Origin of the sequence: Pseudomonas sp. QTF5, assembly GCF_000512695.2 — a bacterium.
GTDB lineage: Bacteria > Pseudomonadota > Gammaproteobacteria > Pseudomonadales > Pseudomonadaceae > Aquipseudomonas.
The window spans coordinates 13,527-28,206 of the sequence record NZ_AZRW02000013.1 but is presented as its reverse complement, the minus strand read 5'-3'; the positions used below and the strand labels follow the sequence as shown (position 1 = coordinate 28,206).

Here is a 14,680-nt window from a genome sequence, read left to right as displayed (position 1 = left end):
CTTTTTTTTACCGCGATGGATTTGCGAATGCCACTGAACGTCAAAAATCGCCGCAAGCGTGGCACCCGGATCGCTGTGACTGTTTTGAGCGGGTTGCTCCCGGTGTTGCTGGGGGTCGCCATTCTCTATCTGCAAGCTGAACGTACGCTCAAGCAAAGTACCGAACTGACTGGCGAGGAAGCCGTTCGCCAATTCGAGCTGATGCTCGACAACAATGCCCAAGCGGCGCGGCAACTATTGCCACTGGCTGGCCAAAACTGCAATGACGTTAAACTGGCCCTGCGTGAACAAGTCACCCGCCGACCGTTCGTGCGCTCGACCAATCTTGTATGGGACAACAACCTCTATTGCAGTTCGTTGTTCGGCGACTATCAGGAAAAGATCAATCCCGGCGACTATACCCAAGGCACGCTCTGGCTCATGAACGGTAATGCGGTCACGCCCAATACCGCGTTGTTAGTGTATCGGCTTAGCGAAGGAAACCAGGGCGCATTGACCACGCTGGACGGTTATCACCTGAGTAACGTGTTGCGCTTGATGGGTCGCAAGACATTACTGTTGCTGCGAATCGGCCCTAATTGGCTGTCCGCCGATGGCAAAGTCCACGACGACACCCTGCCCGTCTTGCCGGTGGCGCAAAACACACTGACGTCTGCGCGTTATGCCTTTACGGTGGCCGCCGGTTTCCCCGAAGGAGAAACCTGGCGATATATGCGCAGTGAGTACCCGCCGCTGTTCAGCCTGTTGATGTTCTTCGGTATGGTGTCAGGCTCGATCGGGCATGTCCTGCAGAAGCGCTCGACCTCGCCCAGCCGTGAAATGCAGCGGGCGCTGGAGGCAGCAGAGTTCATTCCGTATTTTCAGCCCGTGGTGCAGGGCGACAATAAACAGTGGTCCGGCGCCGAAGTATTAATGCGTTGGAAACATCCCAAGGAAGGCCTGGTACGCCCGGATCTGTTCATTCCGTTTGCCGAACATTCCGGTCTGATCGTGCCGATGACTCGTTCCTTGATGCGACAGACCTGCGCATTGCTCGCCCCCTTGTCGGCGTCGTTCGACGGGCCATTTCACATCGGGATCAACATCACTGCCAGTCACTGCCGGGATCTGGAGCTGGTCGAGGACTGCCGTGAGTTCCTCAGCGCTTTCGCACCTGGCAGCATCAACCTGGTGCTGGAACTGACCGAACGCGAACTCATCGAGCCGACAGCCATCACCCTGCACCTGTTCGAGCAGCTTCACGGCTTGGGCGTGATGATCGCGATTGATGACTTCGGCACCGGCCACTCAAGTCTGGGTTATTTGCGTCAGTTCAATGTTGACTTCCTGAAAATCGACCAGAGTTTTGTGGCCATGATCGGCGTCGATGCCCTCTCCCGGCACATTCTGGACAGCATCATCGAGCTCTCGGGCAAACTTGATCTGGGTATCGTCGCCGAAGGCGTGGAAACCGTAGAACAAAGTGACTATCTGACGGCCCACGGCGTGAACTTTCTGCAAGGTTTTCTGTTTGGCCGGCCGATGCCCGGTGCAGAATTCATTAGAGCATTAAGTGATCATTAACTAACCACTTCAAGCATCGAAGCCATGATGGTGCGCACCAAATTGAATCAAAAGTCTACTCTTGTTACATGAAGAAAAAGTCAGGATTTACTCTTGGTCAATTAACTACTACAATTTTTCATACCTGTGCAGAACTGGCAGGTGCGCCATTATCACCGAGTCGCTTCAAGGCTCTTGGCTTATAGCTTTGTTTGCGGTTGGTATCAGCCAAACACACTATTGGAGTAAAGATATTGTCCAGACTCGCTGAATTCCGTGCAGCTGAAAAGGCTCTTCAAGAACAGCTCAAGCAGTTGGAATCACTGAAGAATGATGCCGGGCTCAAGAAAGAAATCGAATTCGAAGAAAAGCTCCAGGGGCTGATGAAAACCTACGGCAAGAGCTTGCGCGACATCATCGCCATCCTCGATCCGAACCCGGCGAAATCCGGCCTGCAGCAGGCAGCAGCGCCTAAAACCCGCCGCGCTCGCGTGGTCAAGGTTTATCAGAACCCGCACACCGGTGAACTGATTGAAACCAAGGGCGGCAACCACCGCGGCCTGAAAGCCTGGAAGGAACAATACGGGGCCGCTACCGTTGATTCCTGGCTGCGCGGCTAAGCGCTCGCGGTCATAAAAAAGCCCTGCCAATGCAGGGCTTTTTCATGGATGACGTCTAATAGTCGTCGATCAATTCATTACATACCGACCAACTTTATGCTTAATCCCTTTGGCTATCTAAAAAATGCCGAACACGCTGAAATCTACTGATACGCAAACCATAAACTAAAGTTTCAAGCTGTTTCGAGCAGCCTCTATGTCGTCCTGACTTGCCTGATAAGCCGCTGCCTCCCCTGCATAGGAAAGAACATAGGCTTTATCGGCGTCCACCGCAGCCACCAATGTTTGAGACAGCACATGTCGACCGTTCTGCGTAATCGTGCAGGTAGTTTCCAGCGCCGATAGCCGGCTCAAGGTAGTCGGGTGAATTTTAGTGCAAACGCTCTGATACCCACTCTGAAAAAAGTCCTTTTGCACCGACTTGCGCATTTCCAGCAGCACGCCTTCCAGGTTCACCTGGTGACCGCTTTCCACTTGAGTCATGGTCAATTCCATCACCATCACCGGTGCACCGTCCTGATCGTTTTTTACCGCGCGTTGCCGGGATACCTGCGGTTTAGCCTCGTCTTGGGGGACAGCCTCGACGGTCCATCCATTTGGCCAGGTGATGACCGGAGCCTCTGCATGAGCACTGGTAACACCTGAAAGCAAACACATCAGGACGAACATCAATTGACAGGATCGGATCATTGCAATGAACACTCACAGATTGAGGGGCAAAGTCTGAGCCTCACCCGGCTGTCAGGCAAGCCTGCGGTTTTGGTTTGGCGATGCCAGAGCCGTTGCGTATCATTGTGAGCATTCTTAGCTTGTTTTCCGGAGGGCCCATGAGCCTGCACGAACTCAACACCTTTCCCGGTGTGACCGCCCAACCCGACACCGCCACCCAGAAATTCGTCTTCAACCACACCATGTTGCGGGTCAAAGACATCACCCAGTCCCTGGACTTCTACACCCGCGTCCTGGGTTTTTCGCTGGTGGAAAAACGCGATTTCCCGGAAGCCGAGTTCAGCCTGTATTTCCTGGCGCTGGTCGATAAAAACCAGATCCCGGCCGATGCCGCTGCTCGCACCGAGTGGATGAAATCGATCCCCGGCATTCTCGAGCTGACCCACAACCACGGCACCGAGAACGACGCGGATTTCGCCTATCACAATGGCAACACCGACCCACGCGGCTTCGGCCATATCTGCATTTCGGTGCCGGACATTCGTGCCGCATGCGAGCGCTTCGAAGCGCTGGGCTGCGATTTCCAGAAACGCCTGAACGACGGTCGCATGAAGAGCCTGGCCTTTATCAAGGACCCGGATGGTTACTGGGTCGAAATTATTCAGCCTGCACCGATGTAAACCCCACCGCAGACTCCCTGTGGGAGCGGGCTTGCTCGCGAAAGCGGTGTGTTATTCACCAGTGATGCTGGCTGACAGTCCGCCTTCGCGAGCAAGCCCGCTCCCACATTGGGCGTGTGCAAGACACAAAAAACCCCATGATCGCTCATGGGGTTTTGTGTTTTCAGCGTCGGCGTTTATGCAGGCGCCGAGGTGCGGATCAAGTGATCGAATGCGCTCAGGGAAGCCTTGGCGCCCTCGCCCACCGCAATCACGATTTGCTTGTACGGCACGGTGGTCACGTCACCTGCCGCGAACACGCCGGGCATCGACGTTTCACCGCGGGCATCGACAATGATCTCGCCGCGCGGCGACAGCTCGATGGTGCCTTTGAGCCAATCGGTGTTAGGCAGCAGACCGATCTGCACGAAAATCCCTTCCAGCTCGACCGTGCGCAACTCGTCCGACTGGCGATCCTTGTAGCGCAGGCCGTTGACCTTTTGGCCGTCGCCAGTCACTTCAGTGGTTTGCGCACTGGTGATTACGGTGACGTTCGGCAGGCTGTGCAACTTGCGCTGCAACACTGCATCGGCGCGCAGTTGGACGTCGAACTCCAGCAGGGTCACGTGGGACACGATACCGGCCAGGTCGATAGCCGCTTCGACGCCTGAGTTACCGCCACCGATCACCGCCACACGCTTACCTTTGAACAGCGGACCGTCACAGTGCGGGCAGTACGCAACGCCCTTGTTGCGGTATTGCTGCTCACCCGGAACGTTCATTTCACGCCACCGGGCACCGGTCGCCAAAATAACGGTTTTGGCTTTCAAGGACGCACCGCTGGCGAAATGGATTTCGTGCAGTTCGCCATTTTTGCCTGGCACCAGCTTGTCGGCGCGTTGCAGGTTCATGATGTCCACGTCGTACTGCTTGACGTGTTCTTCCAGCGCCACGGCCAGTTTCGGCCCTTCGGTTTCCTGCACGGAGATGAAGTTCTCGATGGCCATGGTGTCGAGCACCTGACCACCAAAACGTTCAGCCGCCACACCGGTGCGAATGCCTTTGCGAGCAGCGTAGATCGCCGCCGAAGCACCGGCCGGGCCACCGCCGACGACCAGTACATCAAAGGCTTCTTTGGCGCTGATTTTCTCGGCCTGACGCTCGATGCCGCTGGTGTCGATCTTGGCGAGAATCTCTTCGAGGCCCATGCGGCCCTGGCCAAAGTTGACGCCATTCAGGTAAATGCTTGGAACGGCCATGATCTGGCGCTCGTCGACTTCAGCCTGAAACAGCGCGCCGTCGATGGCGACGTGGCGGATGTTCGGGTTCAGTACAGCCATCAGGTTCAATGCCTGGACCACGTCCGGGCAGTTCTGGCAGGACAGCGAGAAGTAAGTCTCGAAGTTGAACTCGCCTTTGAGCGAGCGGATCTGTTCGATCACTTCGATACTGGCCTTCGAAGGGTGCCCGCCGACTTGCAGCAGGGCCAGCACCAGTGAAGTGAATTCGTGGCCCATCGGGATACCGGCAAAACGCAGGCTGATATCGGCCCCTGGGCGGTTGATCGAGAACGATGGTTTACGCGCATCATCACCGTTGTCGAGCAACGTAATCTGGGTGGAAAGACTGGCAACGTCTTTGAGTAATGCGAGCATTTCCTGGGATTTCGCACCGTCGTCGAGGGAGGCAACGATCTCGATCGGCTGGGTGACCCGTTCCAGGTACGATTTCAACTGGGCTTTAAGATTGGCGTCCAACATACGGGCGATTTCCATGTATTCGATAAAAAGAAGTCGAAAAAAAACGCCCGAGCGAATCTCGCCCGGGCGTTTTTTAAGGGCGGTGCAGCTTACTTAGGAGGTGCGGAGTTCCGCCCTGATGAAGCGCGTCACAGACTTAGATCTTGCCGACCAGGTCCAGAGACGGAGCCAGAGTGGCCTCGCCTTCTTTCCACTTGGCTGGGCAAACCTGGCCTGGGTGAGCAGCAACGTACTGAGCGGCCTTGATTTTGCGCAGCAGCTCGGAAGCGTCACGACCTACACCGCCGTCGTTGAGTTCAACGATTTTGATCTGGCCTTCCGGGTTGATCACGAAGGTGCCACGGTCAGCCAGACCCGCTTCTTCGATCAGCACGTCGAAGTTGCGGGAGATGACATGAGTCGGGTCGCCGATCATGGTGTACTGGATTTTGCCGATGGCTGGCGAAGTGTTGTGCCAGGCAGCGTGGGCAAAGTGGGTGTCAGTGGAAACGCTGTAGATCTCGACGCCCAGTTTCTCGAACTCGGCGTAGTTGTCAGCCAGGTCTTCCAGTTCGGTCGGGCAAACGAAGGTGAAGTCAGCCGGGTAGAAGAACACGACAGACCACTTGCCTTTCAGGTCAGCGTCCGACACTTTTACGAAGTCGCCATTTTTAAAGGCGTCAGCTTTGAACGGTTTAACTTGGCTGTTGATGATAGGCATCGATGACTCTCCGTCAGGGGTTAAGAAGTTGATGGAGTGAATCCTACTCAGTCGATCGCCGGTTGGCTCATTGGCAAACCTGATGCTGCTGATTGGTTTTCGCTATTAGCCGAGCGTATTAATAGAAGAAAACGTGATCTATGGTGTCAACGGCTTTTCAGCGATTCGGGTCATCCCGAGAAACGGGCTGGCTTCAACATAGCGCATGGCCGACTTCATATCCTTCCAGCCCACATAACTCATCAACGACTTCAAATCCCAACCGCTCTGATGGGCCCAGGTGGCAAAACCACGACGCAAGGAGTGACTGGTGTAGTGCTCGGCCGCAATACCGGCGCGCTCCAGGGCCTGGCGCAACAACGGGATCACGCTATTGGCGTGCAGGCCCTCCTCGCTCAAATGGCCCCAGCGGTCGATACCCCGGAACACCGGCCCGCGGACCAATGCCGCTTCAGTGATCCATTGGATATAGGCCTGCACCGGACACAGGCGCTGCAAGGCCGGCGTCTGATACGTCTGGCCAAGGTTCTCGCGGTCGCTCTTGCTGCTAGGCAGGTAGAGGGTGATGCCTGAGCCGGCGCTGGCCCGCACATGTTCAATCTGCACGCGGCACAACTCATCGCTACGAAAACCGCGCCAGAAGCCCAGCAGGATCAGCGCCGTGTCGCGCCGCGCCCGCAACAAACCCGGTTGATCGCCCTGCGCCTTGGCGGTTTGCGCTTCCTGCTCCAGCCAGGCCACCACTTGCTCCAGATGCTGAAGCTGCAACGGCTCGGCCTGTTTTTCCTGGGCCGGGTGCAGCGCACGAATGCCCTTGAACACTTTGCGCACCACGGGCGCCTTGGTGGGATCGGCGAAACCCTGACTGTTGTGCCACTGGGCCAACGCGGACAAGCGCAACTTCAAGGTGTTGATCGACAGCACGCCCGCGTGGGCCACGAGATAACGCGCCACGCTATCGGCGGTCGCCGGCAGGAACCCGCCCCAACTGACTTCGAAATGCTCGATGGCCGCGCGATAGCTGCGACGGGTGTTGTCGCGCGTGGCGGCTTGCAGGTAACGATCCAGCTCGGTCATGGGCTCACTTCTCAAAAACGTACCGCTCTGGCGGGTAAAACTCGAATTACAGCTCATCACACGGGGTAATACCAGTATATCCCGCATGATTAAGCATAGGATTTTAACTTTATTCGCATCATGGTACAGTGCGTATATTAGTGGTACGTACCACAGTATCAAATCGTAGGAGAACACATGGCACGTGGCGGCGTAAACAAGGCACTGGTGCAGGCGGCACGCTCGGCAATCCTCGCCCGGGGCGAACACCCGAGTATTGACGCAGTGCGGATCGAGATGGGCAATACCGGTTCAAAAACCACAATCCATCGCTATATGAAGGAGCTCGATGACGGCGCCGAGCCCACGCAAGCACCTTCCGAGCCTATCGATGATGAGCTGACAAGCCTGGTGTCGCGCCTGGCGCAACGCCTGAAAGAACAGGCACAAGAGCCCATCGACCAGGCGCGCGCACAGTTCGAGCAACAACGAAAAGACTTGGAAACCCAGCTGCACGAGGCCCGCGAGGCCAATACCGAATTGCACCAGCAATACGAAATTCAAAGCCTGGCGCTGACTCAGGAATCGGCAGAACTGCACGACATCCGCTCCATGCTGCAAAGCGAGCAAACCCGCAACGCCGGGCTGAACCAGGCGTTGGCAGATTTCGAATTACGCTTGCAGGACAAGGACGAGCAGATCCGCTCACTGGAAGAAAAGCACCTGCACGCCCGCGAAGCACTGGAACACTACCGCAACGCCGTCAAAGACCAGCGCGAGCAGGAACAGCGCCGCCACGAAGGTCAGGTGCAACAGATTCAAATGGAGTTGCGTCAGGCGCAGCAAAGCGCACTGGTACGTCAGGATGAAATCACCCAACTGCATCGCGACAACGAGCGCTTACTGACGGAAAACCGTGGAACGCTGCGGGAGTTGAGCCTGTCGCAAGAGCAACTCAAGCACACCAACAGCCGACAGGATCAGCTGCTGGAACAGGTCAACCGCATCGACAGCGAACGCACCCTCCTCCAGGAACGCTTGCGCATTGCCATGCTGGAAAGCCAGTCACTCAAGCAGAACAACGACGAACAGTCGCACATCAACAAAGCGCTGGAAGTTGAACTGATCAAGTTGCAGGCCAGCCTGGATGAAAGCATGCGCCTGACGGCTGTCGTTGCGACAGGGCCAGACGCATCAGTGCCGCGTAAGGACGATTAACCCGCGACCGGCGTTCGCATGGTGACGAACTCTTCGGCGGCCGTCGGATGCACGCCGATGGTTTCGTCGAAATCACGCTTGGTTGCGCCCGCCTTCAGGGCAATCGCCAATCCTTGCACGATCTCGCCGGCCTCCGGGCCGACCATGTGGCAGCCCAAGACCTTGTCAGTCTTGGCGTCCACCACCAACTTCATCAAGGTGCGTTCCTGACACCCGGTCAGGGTCAGCTTCATCGGCCGGAAACGGCTTTCGAAGATCACCACATCGTGCCCGGCCTCTCGCGCCTCTTCTTCGGTCAGGCCGACAGTGCCAATGTTCGGCAAGCTGAACACTGCGGTCGGGATCATCTTGTAATCCACCGGGCGATATTGCTCGGGCTTGAACAAGCGCCGCGCCACGGCCATGCCTTCGGCCAGCGCGACCGGCGTGAGCTGCACCCGACCAATCACATCGCCCAGAGCCAGGATCGATGGCTCTGCGGTTTGATACTGCTCATCGACCTCGACAAAACCTTTCTTGTCGAGTTTGACGCCGGTGTTTTCCAGCCCCAGATTGTCGAGCATCGGACGCCGACCGGTGGCGTAGAACACGCAGTCCGCCTCCAGTACGCGACCATCCTTGAGCGTGGCTTTCAGGCTGCCATCGGCTTGCTTGTCGATGCGCTCGATGTCGGCATTGAATTGCAGGTCCATGCCACGCTTGGTCAACTCTTCCTGCAAATGCTTGCGCACCGCACTATCGAAGCCACGCAGAAACAGATCACCGCGATACAGCAGCGTAGTCTCGGCACCCAGCCCGTGGAAAATCCCGGCAAACTCCACCGCAATGTAACCACCACCGACCACCAGAACACGCTTTGGCAGTTCTTTTAGGAAGAACGCCTGGTTGGAACTGATGGCGTGCTCGTGCCCCGGAATCTCCGGGATCTGCGGCCAGCCACCGGTAGCGATCAGGATGTTTTTGGCGGTGTAACGTTTGCCATCGAACTCGACGGTATGCGGATCGACGATTTTCGCGTGACCTTCATGCAAGGTCACACCGCTGTTGACCAGCAGATTGCGATAGATGCCGTTCAGGCGATTGATCTCGCGATCCTTGTTGGCGATGAGCGTCGCCCAGTCGAACTTCGCCTCACCCGGGGTCCAGCCGAAGCCTTGTGACTGCTCGAAGTCTTCGGCGAAATGCGCGCCGTAGACAAGCAATTTTTTCGGCACGCAGCCGACGTTCACACACGTACCGCCCAGGTAGCGGCTCTCGGCCACGGCGACTTTCGCGCCAAAACCGGCCGCAAACCGCGCAGCCCGCACACCACCGGAACCGGCACCAATCACATATAGGTCAAAATCGTAGGCCATTTCTATCTCCTCGGCAGGTGACCAGCATACCTGCGGACGGCCGTTGAGCAAGCATTGCGCCGAAATGCTCGGGCCGTGCGATGCGTGGCCCAACCTTCGCCTTCGATCAATGCCCCCCTGCAGATTGCGCTTTCGGTGTCCGCAGAGTGCGCCAGGCAATCAAAATCGCCATGAGTGCCAGGCCGAACGTCACCCACGAAACCAAACCGATCCCACCTTCGAATGCCCTTCCCGCCTGCGTCATCAATTCCCTTGCCTGGTCACCCGACAAGCCTGCCGCCACATGATGGGCGCCAGATAGCGTCTCACTCGCCAGCATCATCTGCACTTCGCTCAGAAACCCCGGAAGCTGCAACGCACCGCGATAGTAGGCGGTGACGAGACCGCCGAGCACGGTCGTCCCCAAAACTACGCCCACTTCATAGGCCGTTTCGCTAATGGCCGACGCAGCGCCCGCTTTTGCCGGTGGTGCGGCTGACAAAATCACATCATTGGACACCGTCGCGATCGCCCCCACGCCAATGTTCAGCAAGGCAAAAGCCACCACTAGAACGGTCAGGCTACTGCCCATGCTGGCGACCAGCAAAAACGCAGCCCCAGCAAACGCCATCAGAATCGGTATCAGCACATGCACCTGTAATCGCTGTGCAACAGGCACGACCGCCATCCCCACAACTATCGCCATGATCTGACCTGGGACCAACGCGAGGCTAGCACTCAAGGGCGACATCTGAAGAACGATCTGCAGGAACTGAGTGGCAAAGAATACGAAGCCGACGAGAAACGCGAGACTCATCAAATTGATCGCGACAGAGCCGCTAAAGGTGCCACTGCGAAACAGACTCAGGTCCATCAGCGGTACTGGCAGTCGTAACTGTCGACGCACAAATAACCAGCCCGCAACTGCGCCTACTGCAAATGTTGTCAGCGCCATCCAGTCGATACCATTACTGGCGCTGTGTTTAATGCCATAAACAATGGCACCAAGGGCTACCATCGATTGCAGGATGCTTATCGGATCCAAGGGTCCTGAAGCATCTCGCTCGGACTCGGGCAACAACAATGGCCCCAATACCAGCAGTGGCACCAACACGGGCACCGCCAACAGGAAAATAGACCCCCAACTGAAAAACTCCAGCAATACCCCGCCCACCAAAGGACCGAGTGCCGAACCGACCGTCAACGTCGTAGCCCAGATCGCGACTGCTAGCCTGCGTTCTTCTCGGTCCTCGAACACCGAACGTATCAATGCCAGCGTTGAGGGCATCAGCATTGCACCGAAAACGCCCATACAAGCTCGCCCGGCAATCAGTTGCGTGGCGGTATCGGAATACGCGGTTAGCACCGACACAATGGCAAACCCCAGAGACCCGGCCAGCAACAACTTACGATGACCGATTCGATCTCCCAGACTACCCATCGACACCAGCAATCCCGCCAATACCAGCGAATAAGCATCGATCATCCACAACTGCTGACTAGCGCTCGGACGCAGGGCCTCGGCAATTTTTGGTAACGCGAATCCAAGCACCGTATTGTCAACTGTCACCAGCAACACAGGCAGCATCAGCACGCTTAGGCCTAACCAACGCTTTGATCTCGCTCTGCGGTGTGCCGCCTCACTTATTAATGCCATGGGTAAAACTCCTTACTGCACACAAAAAAATTCACGGGACATTTTTCAATGCTGCCGTGAATGTATTTGAAACTCCCTGTAGGTCGCTTCTGAACTCGTCGTAATCCTGATCTGTACGATCAGTCTCACCGACTCGACAGACATTTAAGTGTTGATCGGCGAGAAAGCCTTTTTTCCTTTCACCCACACAAAAGCAAACGCCCCGAACAAGTCGGGGCGTTTGCTTGGGCCTTCACCAGTGTGTTTTCACACAGTCTGAAGGTGGCTTTTCAGTACAAGCAGCTCAGGTGCTATCAGTAAGCCTTGCCAGTCTTGTAGAAGTTCTCGAAGCAGAAGTTGGTCGCGTCGATGTAGCCTTCGGCGCCACCGCAGTCGAAACGCTTGCCTTTGAACTTGTAGGCCATGACGCAGCCGTTTTGTGCCTGCTTCATCAGGGCGTCGGTGATCTGGATTTCGCCGCCCTTGCCTGGCTCGGTCTGTTCGATCAGGTCGAAGATGTCCGGGGTCAGGATGTAACGGCCGATGATCGCCAGGTTCGACGGCGCGTCTTCAGGCTTTGGTTTTTCAACCATGCTGTGAACGCGGTAGATATCGTCGCGGATCATCTCGCCGGCAATCACGCCGTACTTGTTGGTTTCTTGAGGATCGACTTCCTGGATGGCCACGATCGAGCAGCGGAACTGCTTGTACAGTTTGACCATTTGGGTCAGTACGCCGTCGCCTTCGAGGTTGACGCACAAGTCGTCCGCCAGTACCACGGCGAAGGGTTCGTCGCCGATCAACGGACGGCCAGTCAGAATCGCGTGGCCCAGGCCTTTCATTTCGGTCTGGCGAGTGTAGGAGAACGAACACTCGTCGAGCAGTTTACGGATGCCGACCAGATATTTTTCCTTGTCGGTGCCCTTGATCTGGTTTTCCAGCTCGTAGCTGATGTCGAAGTGGTCTTCCAGGGCGCGCTTGCCACGACCGGTGACGATGGAGATTTCGGTCAACCCGGCGTCCAGTGCTTCTTCGACGCCGTACTGGATCAGTGGCTTGTTTACCACCGGCAGCATTTCTTTGGGCATGGCTTTAGTCGCTGGCAGGAAGCGAGTACCGTAACCGGCTGCTGGGAACAAGCATTTCTTGATCATATAAGTCCTTGAAAGGGCTGTGTGTACGAGTTTCGGCGCAGTCTAATCAGGCGGCGTGCACCTTACAATGCCCCGCACTGGCTAACCGATGCCATCATAGAGAAATATTCTGATGGATAGTTCCGCAGATAAAATCTGCACAACCCTTCATAAATAGCAGAGATCGGCAGATTTGCACGGCCATCAGCCGAAAGACAATCTGTCCCACCCTACACCCATCGGCACCCGTTGAGGGCATTTGGCGCTATCATTGTGCGATTGAACCAGCCAACGAGGCAGATAGATGTCGGCAGCAAAAAGCGTTAACGGGTACCTGATCAATCAGGCAAAAGACGGCCAGTGGTGGGTAGACAGCGTCGGCGGCGAGAATATTGCCGGGCCGTTCCCTACAGAAGCGTTGGCGGTTGAAGTGGCATCGGTGTTGCAGGATCAACCCGCAGCCCCCAAGCGGCGCGGCAAGGACAAGCCTTGAGCTGAACCTGACACGACCGCAGCCCTGCCTTTTGCGCAGGGCTTTTTTGTGCGTTTAGCCCCATCACTGATGATGACCACGACATGAATAAATTTTTGCCATTGATTGCGGTGCTGGCCCTGAACGGCTGTGCCACATCCGAAACGACTTACCTGAAAAATGGCGAGCAAGGCTTGAGCATCGACTGTTCCGGGGAAGCCAACGCCTGGGCCAGTTGCTACGAAAAAGCCGATGCCTCGTGCGCCGGCACCGGTTATCGGATTGTCGGTACCGACGGCACACCGTCGACCAAGGAAAGCGACAAGACCCTGGGCGTCGACGTCGGCAACTACAAAAACCGCAGCGTGGTGGTGGTCTGCAAGTAGGGCATGCAAACCCTGTGGGAGCGTGGCTTGCCCGCGAAGAACGATGACGCGTAATACCTGAAAAACCGCGGTGCATTCTTCGCGGGCAAGCCTCGCTCCTACACCCTACATATGAATTTCGGCGAATTTGATCCCAAGCCCGCGCACGGTCTCGATCAAATCGTCGAGGCCGCTGAAGGACTCGACTTCATCGTTGTCATCCACCAGGAAAAAACTACGCCCGGCGCTTTTCTTGAAAAACACGATCCACTCCCCCGGATTCGCCGGGTTTTGAATCACGTGGGTGGCAGAGATATGACCCTCTGCATGGCGCGCCCGTACCTGCTCTCGCTTCATGCTCGACTCCAGAAATGACAATGCCGTCAAAGCGCGACTTTGACGGCATTAGTGCTGACTCGGGGTAGTTTATCAGCCGGAGATGCACGCCGTTGCGGCATTGCGCACATCCCATGGGCGTAAAGGCACGTTGGAGATGCGTTCATGCAGCTTGATGCTGCTGCCACCGGAGCGGTCTTCAATTTCAAACACCGCTGCCGGCCCGGAGGAGAACTTCTGCGGCACGATAACCCGCACGCCTTCCTTCTGCGGCTCGACTTGCAGGGCGCCACGGCTATCGGCCAGCTTCTCGACGAGGCACTTTGCATATTCATGGGGGTTCTTGCCTGAAATCACGCTCATGGTGGGCAGTGAGTCATTAATGTCCGAGACACTTGCACATCCACCCACTGCCAATGTTAACGGCACGACCAGAACACCCCACTTCATACAAAACCTCCGATAAAGACCCTCCGACAGCACAAATGCTGTTTTTCTCCAAAGCTCACTGCTTTTAAAGCTCATAGAGTTCCGAATAACTGTTTTTTATTGTCAAAGCGGACCCCGACAGCCGGATAATAACCCGTTCGGGCTGATAAACTGCGCCAATCGCCCATGCTATCGTTTTGATTTTGTAGAAAAAGCCCTTCTGGAGGCGCCTCATGAAATTTATCCACCAGCGCGAGCACCTCAACGAAGACGACATCGTCGTCATCCAGTGCTCGCAAATGTGCAACATCCGCTTGATGAACGACGCCAACTTCCGCAGCTTCAAGAATGGCGGCCGTCATACCTACCATGGCGGTGCATTCGACACCTTTCCGGCCCGGATCACCGCGCCGAGCACCGGTTTCTGGAACATCACCATCGACACGGTCAACCGCCGGCCGATCAGCGTGACCCGCAAACCGACGCTGACGCATTCGATCAAGATCATTCGTCGTTCCAGCTCGAAGCTGAGCTGATCGACGACCTCACACCAAAACAGGCAGATATGACCGTGGCCCAGACGACCAAGTACGTCATCAAATACAAACTCAACGGCGAGCGCCGCTTCGAATTCGCCCAACTTGAAAACGGCACAGAAGAAGAAGCCAAGGCTGCACTGGACGTCATTCACGGCCAGACTGAAGACGTCATCAGCGAGATCAGCGTGAGCAAAGCGCTGTAAATGCGATCT

17 protein-coding genes are annotated in these 14,680 nt (G+C 56.3%); 8 read left to right on the top strand and 9 right to left on the bottom strand.

The features are described from left to right. The first annotated feature begins 27 nt into the window (after positions 1-27). Both IC37_RS13010 and IC37_RS13005 read left to right on the top strand, forming a co-directional pair. On the top strand, positions 28-1,563 hold the full coding sequence (locus tag IC37_RS13010; RefSeq protein WP_030131429.1) for an EAL domain-containing protein: 1,536 nt from the start codon (positions 28-30) through the stop codon (positions 1,561-1,563). A 233-nt stretch (positions 1,564-1,796) separates the two neighbouring features. Then, complete coding sequence (locus tag IC37_RS13005) at positions 1,797-2,162, top strand: histone-like nucleoid-structuring protein, MvaT/MvaU family (RefSeq protein ID WP_008075430.1); 366 nt, start codon at positions 1,797-1,799, stop codon at positions 2,160-2,162. Between the two features lie 165 nt (positions 2,163-2,327). On the opposite strand, the gene IC37_RS13000 is transcribed toward IC37_RS13005, so the two are convergent. Continuing rightward, a complete protein-coding gene (locus IC37_RS13000; RefSeq protein WP_030131430.1) occupies positions 2,328-2,852 on the bottom strand; it encodes a DUF4946 domain-containing protein in 525 nt (174 codons plus the stop codon). A gap of 137 nt (positions 2,853-2,989) precedes the next feature. Here IC37_RS13000 and gloA point away from each other — a divergent pair, with 137 nt between their 5' ends. Beyond that, positions 2,990-3,511: a lactoylglutathione lyase gene (gene gloA / locus IC37_RS12995; RefSeq protein ID WP_030131431.1), complete on the top strand. Its 522-nt coding sequence runs from the start codon at positions 2,990-2,992 to the stop codon at positions 3,509-3,511. 176 nt (positions 3,512-3,687) lie between these two features. On the opposite strand, the gene ahpF is transcribed toward gloA, so the two are convergent. From ahpF to IC37_RS12980, 3 genes are all read right to left on the bottom strand, one after another. After that, positions 3,688-5,250 (bottom strand): alkyl hydroperoxide reductase subunit F, encoded by a 1,563-nt coding sequence (gene ahpF, locus IC37_RS12990; RefSeq protein ID WP_030131432.1) that lies wholly within the window; start codon positions 5,248-5,250, stop codon positions 3,688-3,690. A gap of 136 nt (positions 5,251-5,386) precedes the next feature. Continuing rightward, on the bottom strand, positions 5,387-5,950 hold the full coding sequence (gene ahpC / locus IC37_RS12985) for an alkyl hydroperoxide reductase subunit C (protein WP_030131433.1): 564 nt from the start codon (positions 5,948-5,950) through the stop codon (positions 5,387-5,389). 138 nt (positions 5,951-6,088) lie between these two features. Next, positions 6,089-7,027 (bottom strand): site-specific integrase, encoded by a 939-nt coding sequence (locus IC37_RS12980; RefSeq protein ID WP_030131434.1) that lies wholly within the window; start codon positions 7,025-7,027, stop codon positions 6,089-6,091. Positions 7,028-7,204: 177 nt separating this feature from the next. On the opposite strand from IC37_RS12980, the gene IC37_RS12975 reads away from it, so the two are divergent. Beyond that, on the top strand, positions 7,205-8,224 hold the full coding sequence (locus tag IC37_RS12975; protein WP_030131435.1) for a DNA-binding protein: 1,020 nt from the start codon (positions 7,205-7,207) through the stop codon (positions 8,222-8,224). Here IC37_RS12975 and gorA read toward each other — a convergent pair. From gorA to galU, 3 genes are all read right to left on the bottom strand, one after another. Then, positions 8,221-9,579, bottom strand: a complete 1,359-nt coding sequence (gorA, locus tag IC37_RS12970; protein ID WP_030131436.1) for a glutathione-disulfide reductase — start codon at positions 9,577-9,579, stop codon at positions 8,221-8,223. The two genes, IC37_RS12975 and gorA, sit on opposite strands and share 4 nt — an antisense overlap. A 106-nt stretch (positions 9,580-9,685) precedes the next feature. Further along, on the bottom strand, positions 9,686-11,215 hold the full coding sequence (locus tag IC37_RS12965; RefSeq protein WP_030131437.1) for an MFS transporter: 1,530 nt from the start codon (positions 11,213-11,215) through the stop codon (positions 9,686-9,688). Between the two features lie 293 nt (positions 11,216-11,508). Beyond that, positions 11,509-12,348, bottom strand: a complete 840-nt coding sequence (galU, locus tag IC37_RS12960; RefSeq protein ID WP_003182953.1) for a UTP--glucose-1-phosphate uridylyltransferase GalU — start codon at positions 12,346-12,348, stop codon at positions 11,509-11,511. A 283-nt stretch (positions 12,349-12,631) separates the two neighbouring features. On the opposite strand from galU, the gene IC37_RS12955 reads away from it, so the two are divergent. Together IC37_RS12955 and IC37_RS12950 are read left to right on the top strand one after the other, a co-directional pair. Further along, positions 12,632-12,820 carry a hypothetical protein gene (locus tag IC37_RS12955; RefSeq protein WP_030131438.1) on the top strand — a complete coding sequence of 63 codons (189 nt, stop codon included), beginning with the start codon at positions 12,632-12,634 and terminating at the stop codon, positions 12,818-12,820. An 83-nt stretch (positions 12,821-12,903) separates the two neighbouring features. Beyond that, complete coding sequence (locus tag IC37_RS12950; RefSeq protein WP_030131439.1) at positions 12,904-13,185, top strand: hypothetical protein; 282 nt, start codon at positions 12,904-12,906, stop codon at positions 13,183-13,185. Between the two features lie 105 nt (positions 13,186-13,290). Here the strand turns inward: IC37_RS12950 and IC37_RS12945 are convergent, their stop codons facing one another. Both IC37_RS12945 and IC37_RS12940 read right to left on the bottom strand, forming a co-directional pair. After that, positions 13,291-13,521 carry a hypothetical protein gene (locus IC37_RS12945; RefSeq protein ID WP_030131440.1) on the bottom strand — a complete coding sequence of 77 codons (231 nt, stop codon included), beginning with the start codon at positions 13,519-13,521 and terminating at the stop codon, positions 13,291-13,293. 72 nt (positions 13,522-13,593) lie between these two features. Further along, entirely contained in the window at positions 13,594-13,950 is a 357-nt protein-coding gene (locus tag IC37_RS12940; RefSeq protein WP_030131441.1) for a hypothetical protein, read from the bottom strand. 212 nt (positions 13,951-14,162) lie between these two features. Here IC37_RS12940 and IC37_RS12935 point away from each other — a divergent pair, with 212 nt between their 5' ends. Both IC37_RS12935 and IC37_RS30095 read left to right on the top strand, forming a co-directional pair. Beyond that, a complete protein-coding gene (locus IC37_RS12935; protein WP_007900033.1) occupies positions 14,163-14,465 on the top strand; it encodes a DUF1883 domain-containing protein in 303 nt (100 codons plus the stop codon). A 29-nt stretch (positions 14,466-14,494) separates the two neighbouring features. Next, complete coding sequence (locus IC37_RS30095; protein WP_008012850.1) at positions 14,495-14,671, top strand: hypothetical protein; 177 nt, start codon at positions 14,495-14,497, stop codon at positions 14,669-14,671. Positions 14,672-14,680 lie beyond the last annotated feature (9 nt).

Bases quoted from the DNA above. Each gene is read 5' to 3' on its own strand.
- IC37_RS13010 (WP_030131429.1), top strand. From the start codon at position 28: ATGCCACTGAACGTCAAAAATCGCCGCAAGCGTGGCACCCGGATCGCT.
- IC37_RS13000 (WP_030131430.1), bottom strand. From the start codon at position 2,852: ATGATCCGATCCTGTCAATTGATGTTCGTCCTGATGTGTTTGCTTTCA.
- gloA (WP_030131431.1), top strand. From the start codon at position 2,990: ATGAGCCTGCACGAACTCAACACCTTTCCCGGTGTGACCGCCCAACCC.
- ahpF (WP_030131432.1), bottom strand. From the start codon at position 5,250: ATGTTGGACGCCAATCTTAAAGCCCAGTTGAAATCGTACCTGGAACGG.
- ahpC (WP_030131433.1), bottom strand. From the start codon at position 5,950: ATGCCTATCATCAACAGCCAAGTTAAACCGTTCAAAGCTGACGCCTTT.
- IC37_RS12980 (WP_030131434.1), bottom strand. From the start codon at position 7,027: ATGACCGAGCTGGATCGTTACCTGCAAGCCGCCACGCGCGACAACACC.
- IC37_RS12975 (WP_030131435.1), top strand. From the start codon at position 7,205: ATGGCACGTGGCGGCGTAAACAAGGCACTGGTGCAGGCGGCACGCTCG.
- gorA (WP_030131436.1), bottom strand. From the start codon at position 9,579: ATGGCCTACGATTTTGACCTATATGTGATTGGTGCCGGTTCCGGTGGT.
- IC37_RS12965 (WP_030131437.1), bottom strand. From the start codon at position 11,215: ATGGCATTAATAAGTGAGGCGGCACACCGCAGAGCGAGATCAAAGCGT.
- galU (WP_003182953.1), bottom strand. From the start codon at position 12,348: ATGATCAAGAAATGCTTGTTCCCAGCAGCCGGTTACGGTACTCGCTTC.
- IC37_RS12955 (WP_030131438.1), top strand. From the start codon at position 12,632: ATGTCGGCAGCAAAAAGCGTTAACGGGTACCTGATCAATCAGGCAAAA.
- IC37_RS12950 (WP_030131439.1), top strand. From the start codon at position 12,904: ATGAATAAATTTTTGCCATTGATTGCGGTGCTGGCCCTGAACGGCTGT.
- IC37_RS12945 (WP_030131440.1), bottom strand. From the start codon at position 13,521: ATGAAGCGAGAGCAGGTACGGGCGCGCCATGCAGAGGGTCATATCTCT.
- IC37_RS12940 (WP_030131441.1), bottom strand. From the start codon at position 13,950: ATGAAGTGGGGTGTTCTGGTCGTGCCGTTAACATTGGCAGTGGGTGGA.
- IC37_RS12935 (WP_007900033.1), top strand. From the start codon at position 14,163: ATGAAATTTATCCACCAGCGCGAGCACCTCAACGAAGACGACATCGTC.
- IC37_RS30095 (WP_008012850.1), top strand. From the start codon at position 14,495: ATGACCGTGGCCCAGACGACCAAGTACGTCATCAAATACAAACTCAAC.